This window comes from Vibrio sp. RC586 (assembly GCF_000176715.1).
Classification (GTDB): domain Bacteria; phylum Pseudomonadota; class Gammaproteobacteria; order Enterobacterales; family Vibrionaceae; genus Vibrio.
Map to the genome: position 1 here is coordinate 21,807 of NZ_ADBD01000004.1, position 19,283 is coordinate 41,089.

17 protein-coding genes are annotated in these 19,283 nt (G+C 48.0%); 5 read left to right on the forward strand and 12 right to left on the reverse strand.

All coding sequences use genetic code 11. The features are described 5' to 3' along the window. Positions 1-10: 10 nt before the first annotated feature. Positions 11-1,003 carry a beta-N-acetylhexosaminidase gene (gene nagZ, locus VOA_RS16445; RefSeq protein WP_000529108.1) on the reverse strand — a complete coding sequence of 331 codons (993 nt, stop codon included), beginning with the start codon at positions 1,001-1,003 and terminating at the stop codon, positions 11-13. Positions 1,004-1,108: 105 nt separating this feature from the next. Between nagZ and VOA_RS16440 the strand changes: the two genes are divergently transcribed. Together VOA_RS16440 and murQ are read left to right on the forward strand one after the other, a co-directional pair. After that, positions 1,109-2,221, forward strand: a complete 1,113-nt coding sequence (locus VOA_RS16440; RefSeq protein ID WP_000840715.1) for an anhydro-N-acetylmuramic acid kinase — start codon at positions 1,109-1,111, stop codon at positions 2,219-2,221. A 17-nt stretch (positions 2,222-2,238) separates the two neighbouring features. After that, complete coding sequence (murQ, locus tag VOA_RS16435) at positions 2,239-3,162, forward strand: N-acetylmuramic acid 6-phosphate etherase (protein WP_000180255.1); 924 nt, start codon at positions 2,239-2,241, stop codon at positions 3,160-3,162. A 23-nt stretch (positions 3,163-3,185) separates the two neighbouring features. Here the strand turns inward: murQ and VOA_RS16430 are convergent, their stop codons facing one another. Beyond that, the gene (locus VOA_RS16430; RefSeq protein ID WP_009355712.1) at positions 3,186-4,982 is read right to left on the reverse strand and encodes a cation:proton antiporter; all 1,797 of its coding nucleotides are present in this window, start codon (positions 4,980-4,982) and stop codon (positions 3,186-3,188) included. Between the two features lie 18 nt (positions 4,983-5,000). Further along, a complete protein-coding gene (locus tag VOA_RS16425) occupies positions 5,001-5,342 on the reverse strand; it encodes a DUF2799 domain-containing protein (RefSeq protein WP_032468134.1) in 342 nt (113 codons plus the stop codon). Positions 5,343-5,577: 235 nt separating this feature from the next. Here VOA_RS16425 and VOA_RS16420 point away from each other — a divergent pair, with 235 nt between their 5' ends. After that, positions 5,578-7,062, forward strand: a complete 1,485-nt coding sequence (locus VOA_RS16420) for a carbon starvation CstA family protein (RefSeq protein WP_000964326.1) — start codon at positions 5,578-5,580, stop codon at positions 7,060-7,062. A gap of 125 nt (positions 7,063-7,187) precedes the next feature. Here VOA_RS16420 and ispH read toward each other — a convergent pair whose 3' ends face one another. From ispH to murJ, 6 genes are all read right to left on the reverse strand, one after another. Further along, positions 7,188-8,150: a 4-hydroxy-3-methylbut-2-enyl diphosphate reductase gene (ispH, locus tag VOA_RS16415; protein ID WP_032468135.1), complete on the reverse strand. Its 963-nt coding sequence runs from the start codon at positions 8,148-8,150 to the stop codon at positions 7,188-7,190. Between the two features lie 34 nt (positions 8,151-8,184). Further along, positions 8,185-8,619, reverse strand: coding sequence for an FKBP-type peptidyl-prolyl cis-trans isomerase (gene fkpB, locus VOA_RS16410; RefSeq protein ID WP_001068082.1), 435 nt, complete (start codon positions 8,617-8,619; stop codon positions 8,185-8,187). A gap of 168 nt (positions 8,620-8,787) precedes the next feature. Beyond that, complete coding sequence (lspA, locus tag VOA_RS16405) at positions 8,788-9,303, reverse strand: signal peptidase II (protein WP_000071969.1); 516 nt, start codon at positions 9,301-9,303, stop codon at positions 8,788-8,790. A 15-nt stretch (positions 9,304-9,318) separates the two neighbouring features. After that, positions 9,319-12,168, reverse strand: coding sequence for an isoleucine--tRNA ligase (gene ileS / locus VOA_RS16400; protein ID WP_000006101.1), 2,850 nt, complete (start codon positions 12,166-12,168; stop codon positions 9,319-9,321). Between the two features lie 30 nt (positions 12,169-12,198). Continuing rightward, positions 12,199-13,167, reverse strand: a complete 969-nt coding sequence (gene ribF, locus VOA_RS16395; protein ID WP_000420400.1) for a bifunctional riboflavin kinase/FAD synthetase — start codon at positions 13,165-13,167, stop codon at positions 12,199-12,201. 68 nt (positions 13,168-13,235) lie between these two features. Continuing rightward, a complete protein-coding gene (gene murJ, locus VOA_RS16390; protein ID WP_009355713.1) occupies positions 13,236-14,798 on the reverse strand; it encodes a murein biosynthesis integral membrane protein MurJ in 1,563 nt (520 codons plus the stop codon). Positions 14,799-15,055: 257 nt separating this feature from the next. Between murJ and rpsT the strand changes: the two genes are divergently transcribed. After that, positions 15,056-15,316 (forward strand): 30S ribosomal protein S20, encoded by a 261-nt coding sequence (gene rpsT / locus VOA_RS16385; RefSeq protein ID WP_000002742.1) that lies wholly within the window; start codon positions 15,056-15,058, stop codon positions 15,314-15,316. Between the two features lie 73 nt (positions 15,317-15,389). Here the strand turns inward: rpsT and VOA_RS16380 are convergent, their stop codons facing one another. Then, positions 15,390-15,686 (reverse strand): ArsR/SmtB family transcription factor, encoded by a 297-nt coding sequence (locus tag VOA_RS16380; protein ID WP_001053146.1) that lies wholly within the window; start codon positions 15,684-15,686, stop codon positions 15,390-15,392. A gap of 222 nt (positions 15,687-15,908) precedes the next feature. Further along, positions 15,909-16,799: a transcriptional activator NhaR gene (gene nhaR / locus VOA_RS16375; RefSeq protein ID WP_000018875.1), complete on the reverse strand. Its 891-nt coding sequence runs from the start codon at positions 16,797-16,799 to the stop codon at positions 15,909-15,911. 382 nt (positions 16,800-17,181) lie between these two features. Between nhaR and VOA_RS16370 the strand changes: the two genes are divergently transcribed. Further along, positions 17,182-18,330 (forward strand): Na/Pi symporter, encoded by a 1,149-nt coding sequence (locus tag VOA_RS16370; protein WP_000609764.1) that lies wholly within the window; start codon positions 17,182-17,184, stop codon positions 18,328-18,330. 99 nt (positions 18,331-18,429) lie between these two features. Here VOA_RS16370 and VOA_RS16365 read toward each other — a convergent pair whose 3' ends face one another. After that, entirely contained in the window at positions 18,430-19,281 is an 852-nt protein-coding gene (locus VOA_RS16365) for a thymidylate synthase (protein WP_001188287.1), read from the reverse strand. Positions 19,282-19,283: the final 2 nt, after the last annotated feature.

Genomic DNA, 19,283 nt, shown 5'->3' on the forward strand with positions numbered 1-19,283 from the left:
ATGAGCAAAACTATTCGGAGAACTGCTCGATTAAGCACTGCATATTGGCTGACGCTTGCTGCCAACGCTCTGAGCGCTTCAGCTCACTGTAGCTGAATTGCTGTTTTTTCAGCAGTGCTGTGGCTTGAGGAACTTCCATGATCGGTAGGTGATCCAGCACTTCGACTGCCGCTTCACGCTTGTTACACATCAAAATCATGTCACACCCCGCCACCAAAGCTTGATGGGAGCGCTCAACTGGCCCCCCCATCACGGCTGCGCCTTCCATGCTCAAATCATCAGAGAACACGATGCCTTGAAAGCCAAGTTCTTCACGTAACACTTGTTTTAGCCAGTAGCTCGAACCGCTCGCAGGTTGAGCATCGTAATGCGGATACACCACATGCGCTGGCATCATGGCATCCAGCACTCCAGCCTCAATTTGCGCACGGAAAATCGCTATATCTTGCGCAATCGTCTCCCGCTCATCGTAAGGGGTCTCTAAATGCGAATCGGCAATCACCGCGCCATGACCGGGAAAATGTTTGCCTGTGGTCGCCATGCCGACGGCTTTCATGCCGCGCAGAAAAGCACTGCTGTGCTTGAGTACGGTTTGTACATCTTCACCAAAAGCGCGATTGCCAATCGCTTTACACGCAAAGCCCATATCGAGCACAGGCGCAAAACTTAAATCGACATCGTGTGCAATCAGCTCTGCCGCCATCAACCAACCGCCTTGTTCAGCGAGCTCAACGCCATTCTCAGCACGCGCGTAATACTGCGCAGGGGGAATGCGAGAAAAGCCTTCACGGAAACGCTGCACACGGCCACCTTCTTGATCGACACCAATCAAAATCGGTCTTTTCGCCGCTTGGCGGATCGCTTTATTGAGTGCCAGCAATTGCTGGTTATCGTGATAGTTGCGACCAAACAGAATCACACCACCCACCGTTGGGTGCTGCAGAATTTCGCGATCTTCGGCACTCAGTTCATAACCGGCCACATCCAACCAAAGCGGTCCCATGCTTGCTCCTTGAAAAAATTGGCAAAATTGTCACAAGCCACGAGGTTATTCAGTTTATTTTTCAATTACAATGCCTTTGTTTGAATATGACAGAGGGATAACCAAATGGCAGAACGCGAACTCTATATCGGTGTGATGTCGGGAACCAGTTTGGATGGTGTGGATACTGCGTTGGTGGCGCTGCAAGACGATAAAATTGAACTGCTTGCTCACCACGACTACCCAATGCCTGCCGACCTCAAACAGCGGCTGCTCAATGTCTGTATTGGCCAACCAACCACCCTGATTGCGATGGGCGAATTGGAGCACGATCTTGGTCATTTGTTCAGTGATGCTGTGCTGGCACTTTTGCAGCACAGTGGCTATCGCGCCGAGCACATTCGTGCGATCGGCTGTCATGGACAAACCGTGTTCCATCAACCGACAGGCACGAAACCTTTTACCATGCAAATTGGCGATGCCAACATTATCGCTACGCGCACTGGCATCACGACAGTCGCTGATTTTCGGCGCAAAGATGTCGCACTTGGCGGGCAAGGCGCACCGTTAGTTCCCGCGTTTCATCGCACGATTTTTCATGCTGAGCAATCGACCGTGGTCGTGCTCAATATCGGGGGGATTGCCAATATTTCGGTGCTCAAGCCCAATGGTGAAGTGATTGGCTACGACACCGGCCCCGGCAATATGCTGATGGATAGCTGGTGCCAAAAAGAACATAACCAGCCTTACGATAAAGATGCCTTGTGGGCCAAACAAGGCAGCGTGAATGCCGCATTACTTAGCCATTTTAAACAAGACCATTACTTTGCTCTGCCAGCCCCCAAAAGCACAGGCCGCGAGCGGTTTAATCTGCCTTGGTTAGAAACACAGCTCGCCACGTTTTCGGTTGATGCCACTGATGTGCAACGCACCTTGTGTGAATTCACCGCGCAAACCATTGTTGAGCAAGTCACACCATTCGCCGAAGGGCCACAACCACAGCTTTTAGTGTGTGGCGGTGGTGCGCAAAATCCTTTACTCATGGAACGCTTACAAGCCTTGCTGCCAAGCTGGCAAGTTGCCCCGACCACCCAAATGGGCGTGGATGGCGATAATATGGAAGCCATGGCTTTCGCTTGGCTAGCACAACGGCGTATACACGGTTTACCCAGTAATTTGCCCGCGGTGACGGGCGCATCACGTCTTGCGAGTCTTGGCGTGATTTACTACCCCGATTAATCGCTACAGGAATTTTTATGACCAACGATGCACTTATCGCCGCGCTTTCTCATCTCGTTTCCGAAGGTCGTAACCCCGATACGATGGATATTGATTTGCTCTCGTCGCAAGAAATTGTCGAGCGGCTTAATCAACAAGACAAACAAGTGCCACTGGCGGTAGAAGCGGTATTGCCGCAGATTGCCCAAGCGGTTGATAAAATCACTGCCGCCTTCAAACAAGGTGGCCGTTTGATCTACTTAGGGGCAGGTACTAGCGGTCGTCTTGGTGTGCTAGATGCATCAGAATGCCCACCCACTTTCGGAGTGAGCGATCAAATGGTGATTGGCCTGATTGCGGGCGGTAAAGAAGCCATGTTTACCGCACAAGAAGGGGCGGAAGATAACGCCACGCTGGGCACGCATGACTTACAACAAATCCACTTTAGCAGCAAAGACGTACTGGTCGGCATTGCGGCGAGTGGCCGCACGCCTTATGTCATTGGCGCACTGGAATACGCCAATGATTTAGGCGCAACTACCGTCGCCCTCTCGTGTAATCCTGACTCACCGATTGCGGAAATCGCCCAGATTGCCATTTCTCCCGTCGTTGGACCTGAAGCGTTAACCGGTTCAACACGTCTTAAATCCGGCACAGCACAGAAGTTGGTGCTCAATATGCTCACCACGGCCAGCATGATCCGACTTGGTAAAAGCTACCAAAACCTGATGGTGGATGTCCGCGCCACCAACCGCAAGCTGATTGCCCGTGCGGTACGAATTGTCATGCAAGCGACCGATTGCCAACGCGAAGAAGCCGAAGCGCTACTCAAAGAGAGCCACAACAACGCGAAACTGGCGATTTTGATGCACCTGACCGGCATGAACTATGAGCAAGCGACCACGAAACTCTCGCAGTCGAACGGCTTCTTACGCCGCGCCATGGAAGAGCACGAAGAGTAGAAAATCAGAGAAAATCGAGAGCCCTATGGGCTCTCGTGACTTTTGATAAGCGAGACGACGATTTCGCCCTCTTTCGGCGTAAAGCTCGCCACATCCTGACACATCTGCACCCGCCCACGGCTGTCGACTAAAAATAGCGGCAACACAAAACTCTCTTTGTGCGTTTGCTGATAATCCTGATAGGTGAAGTTTTCACTCAACTTGGTGTGTTTGACTTCTGCACCTTGGCCGACCAAACTCGCCAGTTTCTTGTAGCTCACTTCACCGCCTAAAAAGGGCAAACCGTGGTATTCCTGAGCCACTAGATGTTTTTCACTGACATTATTGGCGGCATTGTCATTGAGGCAGAACACGCGTTTATCACCAAAGTCAGATAAAAACTGCATGCACGCCATGATGTTGAAGTGTTTATCAGGGCTCAGTGCCAACACATGCCCAATCCCGATCAAATTGAGGTAATCCTCAGCATGGCTGGAAATCGGGTTACCGTAATAATGCTCAAGCCCGGCCATTCGCGCTTGGCGAATGTAGTCCCAGTTGGAGTCCGTCACCACCACCCGACAATCGTACTTAGCGATCGCTAAACCGACCTGACGCGCAACATCATTAGCGCCAATGATCAAGAAGCCTTTCGGCGCAGGTTCAGACACTTTCAATGCCAACGCCATTGGCCGAGCAGTCGCACTCTGCAACACCACGGTTCCTATGATCACCATAAAGGTCAGCGGCACTAATAGCTTGGCATCAGCGATGCCAAACTCCATCAATTTGATGGCAAACAGAGAAGAGATTGAAGCTGCCACAATCCCGCGCGGAGCCACCCAAGCTAAAAAGGCTTTTTCACGAACATTGAGCGTACTGCGCATCGTTGAAATGAAGATAGACGCAGGACGAGACAACAATTGCATCACCACAAACAGTCCTAAGGCGCTCCAGCCTAACGCTTGGAAATCTGCCACTTCAATCCGAGCCGCGAGCAGAATAAACAGCCCTGTGATCAGCAAAATCGTCAAGTGCTCTTTAAAGTGCAAGATGTGCTGAATATTGACCCCTTTGGCATTCGCTAGCCACATCCCCATGACTGTCACTGTCAGTAGGCCAGATTCGGACTCCAAGGCGTTGGACGCAGCAAACACACCGAGCACGACACTCAGCACCGCAAACGGCTGCAAATACTCCGGCAATAAGCCTCTGCGCAACACAGCAGCAACAGCCGCTCCCGACGCAATACCAATGGCAAAGCCAACCAATAAGATGAGACCGAAGACTTGTAGGCTATGGGCATGGCTGCTAGATACGATGAATTCATACACCATCACCACAAACAGTGCGCCAAGTGGGTCGATTAAAATCCCCTCCCAACGCAGAATATTGGCTAAGCGTGCGGTTGGGCGTACAGTACGCAGCAAAGGCACAATCACCGTTGGGCCTGTCACCACAGTCAAGCTGCCAAACATCAGCGCTAATGACCATTCAAAGCCAAGCAACCAGTGCGCTGCGGTACTGGTAATTCCCCATGAGACTAATGCGCCAAGGGTAACAATACTCCACACCGTATTACTGACGCCGCGAATTTCTTTGAAGTTAAGGGTCAGACTCCCCTCAAATAAGATCACAGCCACGGCGAGTGAAACTAAAGGGAAGAGCAAATCACCCAATAGCCGCTCCGGGTTCAATACCCCGAAAACTGGGCCTGCGAATATCCCAGCCAACAGCAAAAATAAGATGGCGGGTAGACGCAATCGCCACGCTAACCACTGACATCCCAAACCGACTACGCCAACCGCGGCAATAGTCAGGCCAATAGACTCTTCGTGCATCATTGCACCTCTTATCGGTTATTGATTGTACTCATTCCAACCGCGTTGCCATTCCATACGAAAACGCTGGGCTTGCTCTGTACCCTCACAAATCCCTTCATAGTATTGACCACTCAGGCCAATTTGATAGGCAGCATTGGGATTGCAGTATTGTTCGAGCCCTTTTTGGTAGCCCTGTTCATAATCCGCTAAATTGGCAGAGCCTAATTCGATCAGCGATTGATAAGAACGTTGTGAATGTCCGGCGATCGCATCTTGGTAGCCAATCTCAAACCAGTTGCCTTCCTTGACCCATTGCGACTCACTGGCAGCACAACCTGCGAGTAGTGAGATGAAGCTCATTACTATCCATTTTTTCATGTTTTACCTTGAGTTAACTCATACCAATCTGCTGATGAAATCAGCATGCCATTGAATGCTATAGGCTGCCACTCAAATTTACGACTAACCCATTACTCCTCCATAAAACCATTCAATCAAACTAAATACCGCTTAATTCACCACACGACCACTGACTCGGAAAGCCAGTGAAGCTCGCTTATTGATAACTTACTATCCACAGTGAGCTTAATTCATTAACAAAAGGATAAACGCTATGTTGTGGTTTCTTACCTGTGTCGTAGCCCTCGTTGGCGGTTACTTTATTTACGGAGCTTTCGTAGAGAAAGTATTTGGCATCAACGAAAAGCGTCAGACCCCTGCCCATACAAAAACTGACGGCGTCGACTATGTACCGATATCCACTAAAAAAGTCTATCTCGTTCAACTGCTGAACATCGCGGGTGTAGGCCCTATCTTTGGCCCAATCATGGGTGCGCTGTACGGCCCAGCCGCCATGCTGTGGATCGTAGTTGGCTGTATCTTCGCGGGTGCAGTGCACGACTACTTCTCAGGTATGCTTTCTATCCGTAACGGCGGTGCTTCGGTTCCATCCATCACGGGTCGTTACTTAGGCAATGGCGCAAAACACTTTATGAACATTTTTGCCATTGTGTTGCTGCTTCTCGTTGGTGTGGTGTTCGTTTCAGCGCCTGCTGGCATGATCACTAACCTCATTAACCAACAAACTGACTTAACCGTCAGCATGACCACCATGGTCGTGATCATCTTCGCTTACTACATTCTGGCGACTATCGTTCCTGTTGATAAAATCATCGGTCGTTTCTACCCACTGTTTGGTGCGCTACTGATTTTCATGTCGGTCGGTTTGATGACGGCGATTGCGTTCTCTTCTGAGCACCAAGTTCTAGGTGGTTTTGAAGTGAGTGACATGCTGAAAAACCTCAACCCGAATGACATGCCTCTGTGGCCAGCGCTGTTCATCACCATCGCTTGTGGTGCTATCTCTGGCTTCCACGCCACTCAGTCTCCACTGATGGCACGTTGTATGGAAAATGAGAAGAACGGTCGCTTCGTGTTTTACGGCGCGATGATTGGCGAAGGCATCATTGCTCTAATCTGGTGTACCATTGCTCTCTCTTTCTTCGGCTCACTGGAAGCGCTGTCTGAAGCGGTGAAAAACGGCGGCCCAGGTAACGTGGTTTACGGTGCCTCTTTTGGCCTGCTGGGTGTATTTGGTGGTGTGATTGCTTTCCTTGGCGTGGTGATCCTGCCTATCACTTCGGGTGATACCGCGTTCCGTTCAAGCCGTCTGATCTTGGCTGAATACTTCAACATGGAGCAAAAAACACTGCGTAACCGCCTACTGATGGCTGTACCTCTGTTTGTTATAGGTGCAGTGCTGACTCAAGTCGATTTCGGTATCATCTGGCGCTACTTCGGTTTTGCGAATCAAGCGACCGCAGTCATGATGCTGTGGACAGCTACCGCTTACCTGATGCGCCATAACAAACTGCACTGGATCTGTACGGTACCTGCGCTGTTTATGACTACCGTGTGTATCAGCTTCATCCTTAACAGCAGCACGTTAGGTTTTGGCTTACCGATGCAGATTTCAACCATTGCGGGCGTGCTTGCGTCACTAGGTGCTCTGGCTTATGTGGCTAAAGTGTCTAAAGGCAAAGGGGAAACTGACCTTGCGGATGAAGAAAAACCGGAAGGCGTGACGAAAACCGCTTAATATCGAATCTTCAATCACGTGATTGAAAAACGAAAAAGGCTCCCAGATTGGGAGCTTTTTTTTGTTCTGCGAACAGAGCAGAGAGCTGTCATCCACATCAATCAACCGAGTGGATGACGAATGGATTAATCGACTTGCTTAATTTGCAACTCTTTAGGCACTTCAAAGAACATGTTCTCTTCGCGACCAAGTACCTCTTCTACCGAAGTTGCACCCAATTCTTTGATGCGATCCAGAATTTGGTTCACCAACTCTTCCGGTGCAGAAGCCCCTGCGGTTACGCCCACTAAACGAGCATTCTCGAACCATTCAGGATGGATATCTTGCGGGCAATCGGTCAGATACCCCGGAGTACCCAGTTTTTCAGCCAGTTCTTTCAGGCGCGTCGAGTTCGATGAGTTTTTCGAGCCCACCACGACCATCACATCCACTTGCTGCGCCAAAATACGCACCGCATCTTGGCGATTCTGCGTGGCATAACAAATGTCGTCTTTGCGTGGTCCTTGAATCTTCGGAAATACGCGGCGCAGCTCATCAATCACATCGGCTGTTTCATCGACTGATAGCGTGGTTTGGCTCACGTAGTGCAGATTACTTGGGTCTTTCACTTGGCTTTGTAGATTCTCGACATCTTCCGGTTTTTCAACCAAATACATGCCGCCCGTCTCACTCGCATACTGCCCCATAGTGCCTTCCACTTCAGGGTGACCCGCGTGACCAATCAACACCACCTCCATATTTTTACGGCTAGCACGCGCAACTTCCATATGCACTTTCGTTACCAGTGGACAAGTCGCGTCGAAAACCGTCAGCGAACGCTCTTTCGCTTCTTGACGCACCGCCTGTGATACACCATGAGCAGAGAAAATCACGATGTTATCATTTGGAACTTCACTCAACTCCTCAACAAAACGTGCACCACGCTGTTTTAACCCTTCGACCACAAAGCGGTTATGCACCACCTCATGACGGACATAAATCGGCGGCTGATAAAGTTCAAGCGCACGCTCAACAATGCTGATGGCGCGATCCACACCCGCACAGAAGCCGCGAGGGTTTGCTAACAGTATTTTCATTTGATTGCTCATTGCTAGTCGTTATGGTTGGCTATTGTAAGGAAAGTCACTCAACAGACAAGATCTCAACATCAAAGGTGATGTCTTGACCCGCGAGAGGATGGTTAAAGTCGACCGTGACAGAATCGCCAACAATTTCAGTAATGATGCCCGGAATTTCCATACCATCTGGACCACTAAAAGCCATGATAGTGCCTACCTCTAATTCCAGATCGCCACCGATAAACTTACTGCGATCCATATAATGAATGTGATCAGGATTAGGTGCGCCAAACGCATCTTGCGCGGCGAGAGAAACCGATTTTTTTTCACCCGGCAGCATACCAAGCAAACACAGTTCAAAGTTCGAGCTTAGGCTGCCATCCCCCATCACCAACTTGGCCGGTTTTCCTTGATTATGAGTACTATCGGCGAGTGAGCCATCTTTGAGCTTAATCGTAAAGTGCAGAGTAACTGCAGAATTAGGGGCAATAGGGTTCACGTTATCACTACCTTGTTATCGTTTGACGAACTATTTGACGAACACCGCTCAACAAGCGCGGAAAATGGCTGACCAAAAGCACAGCCTTTATAGTAAAAAGCGCCCTCCGAATCAACGGACGGCGCTTGTGGTTATTTACCTTGTTCAGTTTGCCGTAGAGCAACACGCTTAGGATTGGCTAGGCGAGCTTTTCTTCGCAAGAAACCCATCTAAGATGATCATCGCGGCACCGATACAGATCGCGCTATCCGCCAGATTGAACGCTGGCCAATGGTAAGTACCCCAATAAAAATCGAGATAATCGACCACAAAACCATGCACGATGCGATCGAACACATTACCCACTGCACCACCGATGATCAGTGCGTAGGCAATATTATTCCATTTATCGGTCGCAGGTAGGCGGCGCATCCAATACGCGAGCATCCCTGTTACCACAAAGGCAATGCCAGTAAACAACCAACGCTGCCACCCTTCCTGATCACTCAGAAAGCTAAACGCAGCACCGTAGTTATGTACATAAAGCAGGTTAAAGAAAGGCAGAACCTCAATTCGGTTTGCCCAGCCATAGCCCATCTTATCCATCACAATTAACTTGATCGTAATGTCTGCGATGAACACTAGAAGCGCCAGCCACAGCCAGCGCAATCCAGATTGTTTGAGAGTCAGAGACGAATTCGACATGATGGTTAGCCTAAGTTACGCAAATTTGCGTACTTCGCCTTCACCCTCGACGTTAGACACACAGCGGCCACAAATGGTGGTGTGACCCGCAATCGTGCCTACATCAGGAGTGTGGTGCCAGCAACGGTCACATTTCTCAGCTTCCGTTTTGTTCACTTGAACAAACAGGCCATCAATGTCTGTTGCGTGCGCTGACTCACTCTTCTCAGCCAGTGGCTTCACCACGGCTTTTGAAGTCAGCAGGACAAAACGCAGCTCATCGCCCAGTTTCGCCAGCTTGCTCGCCAGTGCATCATCGGCAAACAGCACCAATTCAGCTTGCAGTGAACCGCCGATCAGTTTTTCGTTACGAGCGTTTTCCAGTAGTTTGTTGACTGAGCCACGCACTTTCTGAATATCATTCCAGAACGCATTGTTCAGCTCTTCCCCCTCTGCCAGACCAAACAGGCCATCGAACCATTCAGTGGTAAACACAAACTTGTCACGTGCGCTGCCGTCCGCTTTCTGCGCTGGCATTGCGTTCCAAATTTCGTCAGCTGTGAATGACATGATAGGCGCCATCCAACGAACCAGAGCTTCAACGATAAAGAACAGTGCGGTTTGACAGCTACGCTGTGCATGGCCACCACGTTTCGCTGTGTATTGACGGTCTTTGATCACATCCAGATAGAATGAACCCATCTCGATTGAGCAGAAGTTCATCAAACGCTGTACTACCGCGTGCAGGTTGTAATCCTGATACGCTTGGATGATTTCTTGCTGAGCAGCCAGTGCGCGACCTACTGCCCAACGATCCAACGCCACCATTTCTTCAACAGGAATGATGTCTGTGGTTGGGTTGAAGCCGTTCAAGTTCGCAAGGAAGAAACGTGCGGTGTTACGAATACGGCGGTACGCATCCGCAGAACGCTTGAGGATCTCATCTGATACCGCAACTTCACCAGTGTAATCGGTTGAAGCAACCCACAGACGCAGAATGTCAGCACCCAGCTTGTTGGTCACATCTTGTGGCGAAACCACGTTACCGATCGATTTCGACATCTTACGGCCTTGACCATCAACCACGAAGCCATGCGTCAACACTTCTTTGTAAGGCGCTTTGCCTTTCATCGCTACAGAAGAGATCAGGGATGATTGGAACCAGCCACGGTGTTGATCTGAACCTTCAAGGTACATGTCCGCTTCTGCACCGTTGAATTCGCTACGCGCATCGACCACTGCAGAGTGAGTCACACCTGAGTCAAACCATACATCTAGGGTATCCAGTACTTTTTCATAGTTGGCCGCATCTTCTGCACCAAGCAATTCAGCGGTATCGAGATCCCACCATGCTTGAATGCCTTTTTGCTCAACCAGTTGCGCCACTTTCTCAATCAGCTCAGCGCTGTTTGGATGCAGTTCAGCGGTTTCTTTGTGAACGAAAAGTGCAATTGGCACGCCCCAAGTACGTTGACGAGAGATACACCACTCTGGGCGACCTGCCACCATACCTTCGATACGGCTTTGACCCCAATCTGGCATCCATTGTACGCCTTTGATCGCTGTCAGAGCTTGTTCACGCAGACCTGCTTGTTCCATGGATACGAACCATTGTGGTGTCGCACGGAAGATGATCGGCGTTTTGTGGCGCCAGCAGTGCGGGTAGCTGTGCTCATACGCATGATGATGCAGCAGCGCGCCTTTTTCCTTTAGCACTTCCAACACTGAGTCATTGGCTTTGAATACGTGTTGACCCGCAAACAGCTCAGTATCAGAAAGATACACGCCGTTTGAACCTACAGGGTTCGCTACTTCTAGACCGTATTTTTGGCCTACTGCAAAGTCTTCTTGACCGTGACCCGGCGCAGTATGTACCACACCCGTACCTGAATCGGTCGTTACGTGATCGCCCAAAATGGCAGGCACAGTGAAGGCGTAAAATGGATGCTGGAACTGAACCAGTTCAAGGTCTTCGCCTTTCGCAAAGCCAAGGTTGTGGAAGTGCTCAATGCCTGCACGATCCATCACCGATTTCGCCAGTTCAGCAGCCACGATAATGCGCTCTGGTTGCTCACCTTCTACTTGGATCAGTACGTACTCTAAATCTTCACGTAGACATACCGCGCGGTTAGCCGGCAGAGTCCAAGGTGTAGTTGTCCAGATCACAATCGACACATCGCCTTTGCCTTCATGGCCTGCAGCCAAACCAAACTTAGCCAGCACGGCGGCTTCATCAGCCGCTTTAAAGCGAACGTCTATTGAAGGAGAAACTTTGTTTTTGTACTCAACTTCTGCCTCAGCCAGTGCTGAACCACAGTCAGTACACCAGTGAACCGGTTTAAAACCTTTCAACAAGTGGCCGTTGTCAGCAATTTTGCCTAGTGCACGGATGATGTTGGCTTCGGTTACGAAGTCCATCGTGCGGTAAGGTTTATCCCACTCACCCATGATGCCGAGGCGCTTGAAGCTCTCTTTTTGGCCTTCAACTTGACCTGCCGCGTACTCTCGACATTTTTCACGGAATTCAGCAGCGGTCACTTTTTGTCCCGGCTTACCCACTTTTTTCTCTACCATCAATTCGATAGGCAGACCGTGGCAATCCCAACCAGGTACATAAGGCGCATCAAAACCAGAAAGGGTTTTGGATTTAATAATGACGTCTTTAAGAATCTTGTTCAGAGCGTGGCCAATATGAATATCACCGTTGGCGTAAGGAGGGCCATCGTGCAATACGAAAGATTTTTTGCCTTTTTTAGCCTGACGGATCGCACCGTACAGATCTTCTTGATACCAACGTTGCAGCATTTCTGGCTCGCGTTTGGCCAGATCGCCGCGCATTGGAAACCCTGTTTCAGGAAGGTTCAGGGTATCTTTATACTCACTCATCGATTCTTAATTCCGTTATATTGGGCGAAGTTAGACATGTTGTTGCTTGGTGGAATCAACCGAACAACCCTTAAGCTGACGCAGCCACACCCTTGCTGCTTCAGCATCCAATTCAATTTGTTGCTTTAATGCCTCAAAAGAGGCGAATTTGCACTCATCACGTAATTTGTGCAAAAGCGCGACTTCCAACTGCTTACCATACAGGTTGCCTTGAAAGTCAAAAAAGTGCACTTCAAGCTGTTGGCGAATGCCATCAACCGTCGGACGATTGCCAATATTGGCAACCCCACCAATAGGCGTTTGACCTAAACCATACGCTTCAACCACATACACACCTGAAACCGGAGATACACAGCGCTTAAGTGGAATATTAGCGGTTGGAAACCCTATAGTTCGACCCAGTTTTTGGCCATGAGAAACACGACCACTGATGCTGTAGTTACGCCCCAACATATCGGCTGCGCTAGTCAACTCATCGGCAGCTAAAGCTTCACGAATCGCGGTACTGCTCACTCGCTGTTGTTGCAAACAGAAACTTTGGGTACTGACGACCTCAAAACCGAATGCTTGACCCGCTTGCTGCAACAGAGCGAAATTGCCTTTGCGCTCTTTACCGAAGCAGAAATCATCACCAACTACCAGAAACTTAACACCCAAACGGGTGACCAACAAGTCACGAATAAAAGTGTGGGCATCTAATTGGGCAAAATGATGATTAAAATTGACGCACAACAGCCGATCAACGCCAAGTTTGCTCAATTGGACAAATTTGTCACGTAGACGAGTTAAACGAGCTGGCGCTTGTTGTTTAGCAAACAGCTCTAATGGCTGAGGGTCAAACGTCATCACTACCGAAGGCAAACCCATCTGTTGGGCACGCTGCACCACTTGACTGAGCACCTGCTGATGACCTAGATGAACACCATCAAAATTGCCAATCGTCAATACACAGCCGTGATGGCGAGATTGAATGTTATGAATACCGCGAATTAATTCCATCGGAAGATGCTTAAAACCTATATTTTCATTCTCATGGTGCGAAACTGGCGGATTATACCTAAAGCTCGCTACTCTGTCGCCGCTTTTAAATCTTTGAGACGAATTCCCAGTAACAGCAAAATCGCAAGATAACTTGCTGCACCAATACCGATTAGCCACGTCAGCATCAGCACTCGCTGACTAATGCCCCAGGTCAACCACGTCGCCATACTCTCTAGTTGCCACAAAATAACCCCAGTCATTACAGCACCAGCTAAAGCAAGGCGAGCAACAAACCACACGGTTTTGCTGGTCAGCAGATAGACACCTTGGCGGTGCAAGCCACGATAAAGCAGAGCCATATTGAGGAAAGCCGACATCGAAGTCGCTACCGCTAATCCTACATAGCCATAAAACCAAGCAAAAATAGCGTTGAGTACTATGTTACTCACCATAGCGATAATGCCATAGCGTACCGGGGTTTTAGTGTCTTGACGTGAATAGTAACCAGGCGCTAACACTTTGATCAGCATAAAACTGAGTAGGCCGGCTGAGTAAGCCAGTAACGAGTAAGAGGCTTGCTCCACATCGCTTGGCGTAAACTCACCGCGCATAAACAGCACCATCAACATCGGTTTCGCCAGTACCATCAGGCCAAGCATTGCAGGAATACCGAGAAAAGTGACCATGCGAATCCCCCAATCCATAGTGTGAGCAAAACCATCACAATGAGCATCCACATGTTTACGCGACAAAGCAGGCAAAATTACCGTAGCAATCGCAATCCCAAATAAACCAAGGGGAAATTCCAGTAGGCGATCCGAATAATAGAGCCAACTGATTGAGCCTGTTTGCAGAAAACTGGCCACGAATGAGTCAAATAACAAGTTGATTTGGCTAACCGACACCCCAAACAGCGCTGGGATCATCAGTGTGCGAATTTTCACCACACCAGGATCTTTCCAGCCCCATTTAGGCCTAACCAGCACTCCAGCTTTGATCAAAAATGGGAGTTGAAATAAAAACTGGACTAAGCCACCTAAAAATACGCCTATTGCTAAGCCAACTTCCGGCTGTTCTAGATTTGGCGAGAGATACCAAGCACAGAGAATCATCATCACGTTCAAGAAAACTGGCGTGAAAGAGGAGACAGCGAACTTACCTAAGGTGTTTAAAATCGCCCCAGACAAAGCGACAAAAGTGATAAACCACAAATAGGGAAAAGTAATTTTTAGCAGCAGACTGGCTAGCTCGAATTTTCCGGCTGCAGGCCCACCATTCAGCCAGTCAAGAAACCAGCCCGCCCCAAAGAGTGCGGTTACCACACCGGATCCAAGTACACCAATCAAGGTGACTATCGAGACTAAAACCCCCAATGTGCCGGAAGCACGCGCGATCAACTCTCGAGTTTTATTCATGTCTCCTGAGGCGTGATATTCCGTTAATACGGGGACAAATGCTTGAGAAAAAGCCCCTTCCGCAAATAATCGGCGTAAAAAATTAGGAATTCGGTTGGCAAAAAAGAATACGTCAGCGCTTGCACCTGCGCCCATCAAATTAGCCACAACCACATCACGCACTAAACCTAAAACACGAGAAATCAAAGTCATAGCACTTACAATCATGCCAGACTTGAGTAAGCGTTTACTCACAGTAACCTCGAATAAAGAATCAAAGCCGCATTATCTGATTCGAATGGGTAAGAATGTCATAGAGAGATCAGATAAGTATTAGCATTGGTAAAAAAATGCTGATAGAATCCTCGCCATCTTAACCGCGAAGGCTCTTCGATACCAAGTTTGTTTGGTTCAGTTGGGTTTTTGCACAAATCATTTGACATTAAAGAGCAAATCGGGGATATTTCCCGCCCTTAAAATGTCACCGAACTAAGTTTTTGGGAGTTAGACCCTTGGCAAATAACAAATCTGCTAAGAAGCGCGCTATCCAAGCTGAGAAACGTCGCCAGCACAACGCTAGCCGTCGTTCTATGATGCGCACTTACATGAAGAAAACTGTTGCTGCAATCGCTGCTGGCGACAAAGAAGCTGCAACTGCTGCATTCGCTGTAGTTACACCAATCCTAGACCGCATGGCGACTAAAGGCCTTATTCACAAGAATAAAGCAGCTCGTCACAAGTCTCGCTTCTTTGCTGCTATCAACGCTCTGTAATAGAGTTTGATCATCAGCAACAAAAAACCGGCCTACGCCGGTTTTTTTATATCTGTTACTTATACCACTCCATTTAGCCTTGGCAATAGAGGTTGTGTAAAAGCTCAATCATGGCTTTAACTTCTGCACTGCTCAACGTGTAATAAACTGTCTGTGCTTCTTTGCGTGTATCCACTAAACCATCACGACGTAGCCATGCCAAATGCTGCGATAAAGCCGATTGACTCAGCGCCAAACGACCACTCAATTCGCCAACCGAGAGTTCATTGTCCAGCAACATACATAAAATCTGCAGTCGCCGTTCATTTGCCATCGCTTTGAGCAGTACCACCGCTTTAGCTGAATTTTTTTCCATCTCTTGGAGATTCATTGGTGCCCCCTTTTTATACGGCATTAACGTTCCGGCACTTCAGCCCACTTATCTCTATCATTTTAATCACCGATTTTGGGTATCGGTTAAGTGAGCGTAATAGTTCGGAACAGTGAAAGCGGAGAAAACTCGCTGATAATGATAAAAAACTAATCAAGAACGGTAGTTTATTGTTTTCATTTATCATTTGGTAGTGATCTAAAGCTTAACAGTGATAATTATTCACAAAAACAAATTGGTAAAATCCGCATCACAGACATTTTTCACTGCAGGATGTTGGATCATGCGCTCAGCAAAGATGACGTAGTACTCTTCTTTGATCTCATCAACATGGCCAATCAGTTTTAATGAAGTCTCGGCATCAACCTCTGAAGCATAAAATGAAGGTGCCATAAATACGGCATCACTGTGGTACAGAGCAAACGCTTTCATTAAAGCCGAATCATCAAACTCACCGAGAATATGCGGCTGCACCCCTTGCCGATCAAACCACTGTCGGACTTTACGTCCCATCGCGGTTCGGCTACCCGGTACCAACAATTTTTTATCTTCTAAAACAGCAGGAAATGCAACGCTGTCAATCTCTCCAAAGCTAAAGAAACTCATTCGGCTTTCACCGAGTTTTTTACTAAACAACCCTGGACTTTGGCTCGAGTCGACTGGGCAATCTGACAGGATCATATCGAGCTTATGCTGTGCAAGTTGTTCTAACAACATTTCATGTGTGGACTCAAAACAGCGCAAATGAATTCGGTTATCACCGGGCATCGATGTCAGCAAAATTTTGCTGACTAACCGTTTAGAGAGCGCATCCGCAACACCGACATCAAACAGCACGTTAGAACGCTGACTATAATTAACAATATCGAGCATCTCATAACTCAAGCCAAACATGCGGTCAGCGTATTTAAACACCAATTGTCCTAATTCTGTCGGCTCAATATTACGGCCATTACGTTTCGTCAGCTTACCATCTAGCCTGTCTTCCAAGGCTTTAATTTGCCCTGTTACTGTTTGTGGCGTTAAAAAGAGGGCATCGGCCGCTTTGGTGACAGAGCCTTGTTTGCATACCATCCAGAAGTAATAAAGGTGATTATAGTTAAGATGAGACATGGATTATCGACCCATTGAAATACCGAACCTTTTTATAGCAGAAGCGCAGCTTTACAACAATTACCTCGGTTAAACCGAAAGAATAAGCGACTAAATCAATAATTACCGAAATTAAAGCAAACCAATTGTCATAAAAAAACTGGCCACTTTTCGTTTAATCACTAAAATTCATCTTTTGTTACAACCTTCCCTCTGTGAAGCAACCTCTTACTATCCCTTATAAAACAGCAAGATAAAAACTTTTTCATCATTCATTTTTTAACTCTGCTGAATAACTCATCAATTACATCTCAATGTCATATTTGTGAAATATTTCCATTCTAGGATTGCCTCGAATTCAACAACCGACCGAACCTTTAAAAAACGGTCCACGGAGAAAATGATGATAAACCAAGCAACATCCCCAACAGCGCCGATTTCGCTGACCACGAAAGGCCTACGTTGGGCAAACTTGGCTTTCATGCTGTATCTACTACTTCTTGCTGTCGCTATGGTCGGCAGCGGTTTTAAATGGGCAACCGGCGATCAAGCTAAAGTCCTGTTTGAATTTGCTTCACATCCTATTGCAGGATTAATGATCGGTTTAGTAGCAACCGCCCTGATCCAATCTTCAAGCACAGTTACATCCATTATTGTGGGCTTAGTCGCGGGTGGTTTGCCCGTTGAGACAGCAATCCCAATGGTAATGGGCGCGAATATCGGTACTACAGTCACCAACACTTTAGTAAGCCTTGGCCATATGCGTTGCAAAGAAGAGTTTCGCCGCGCTTTCGCCAGTGCCACTATCCACGACTTTTTCAATCTGCTTGCGGTACTGATCTTCCTACCTTTAGAAATGATGTTTGGCATTTTAGAGAAAGTGTCACACTGGTTAGTTTCCCCGCTGCTTGCAACGGGGGATATGAGCATGAAGGGCTTTGACTTTATCAAGCCGATTACCAAACCCGTCATCACTACTCTTGAAAATCAACTCTCTGTATTTGGTAATACTTTCGGTGGTGTAGCACTGATCGTACTGGGTATTGCGACGATTTTCGTTGCTATCACTGTGATGGGCAAACTGATGAAAAGCCTTATGGTAGGTCGTGCTCGTGAAATCCTACAAAATGCTATCGGTCGCGGGCCAATGCACGGCATCGCATCGGGCACAATCGTCACCGTTCTTGTGCAATCATCTTCTACCACCACCAGCCTTATGGTACCTCTGGTCGGTTCAGGTGTTCTGAAAGTACGTGAAATCTACCCATTTACGCTAGGTGCTAACATCGGTACTTGTATTACAGCCTTGCTGGCAGCAACGGCGGTGTCAGGTGAATTTGCTGTATTTGCCCTGCAAATTGCCTTGGTGCACTTAACCTTTAACTTGATGGCAACCGTGTTAATTTACGGTGTTCCTTTCCTACGTGAACTGCCAATTAAAGGTGCAGAGTTGATTTCAGCATTAGCCTGCAAGAGCAAAATGATCGTAGCGGCTTATCTTCTAGGTGTGTTTATCGTGATACCCGGCAGCATCCTTGCTCTAACCGCTTAAGTTTCATAGCAAGCGCAACGGATAAAAAAAGCTCCCGAACTTCGGGAGCTTTTTTTATTCATACTAATAGCTCATTTAAATCACAGTTGAAACCTAGATTTACACAGAGAAAGGATACTGAATCGCATCGTGGAACTGGTATCCGGTCACTTCAAAATCATCTAGAGTTACCCAAGTTTCCAAATCATGCAGCGTTTTAATCTCCGGATTGATATGGAACTGAGGAGCAGGGAACGGCTCACGTTTTAGCTGCACATCACGCATCAAATCCAACTGATCTTCATAGATGTGTGCGTTAACGATTTTGTGATACGCCATGCCTGGTTTTTTACCTGTGATCTGCGCCATCAACGCAAGGAACACATAGACCTGAACCATATTGAAATTCAAACCCAACGGCACATCACACGAACGCTGCGTGCTGTTGAGATACAAGGTATCACCCAGTAACGAAAAGTGATGGCTGTACATACAAGGGCGCAGACAGCCCATATGGAATTCACCCGGGTTGTAGAAGTTCAGAATTTCACCTCGGTCATCCACCCCACGGGTCAGATCATCGACAATTTTTTTCAACTGATCGATATGCCCACCGTCCGGCTTTGCCCAAGCCCGACCTTGAACTCCATAAACACGCCCCATGTCATCCTCACCTTTACGATAAGGATTATTCAGCCATGCCTGATTCAAGTTGGCATTGGCATCCCATGTTTTCGTGCCTAACTGACGGAAATCCGCCGCATTATCGTAACCGCGAATATAGCCGAGTAACTCAGCAACGGCCGCTTTCCAAAAACTCTTACGTGTAGTTACCAGAGGAAACTGATTATTGCCAACATCGTAAGTCAAATCGGCGTTAATCACGGTCAAACAACGTTTTGCCGTGCGTTCATTTTCAACCCAGACACCTTGATCGACGATGCGCTGACAAAGTTCTAAATACTGTTGCACCT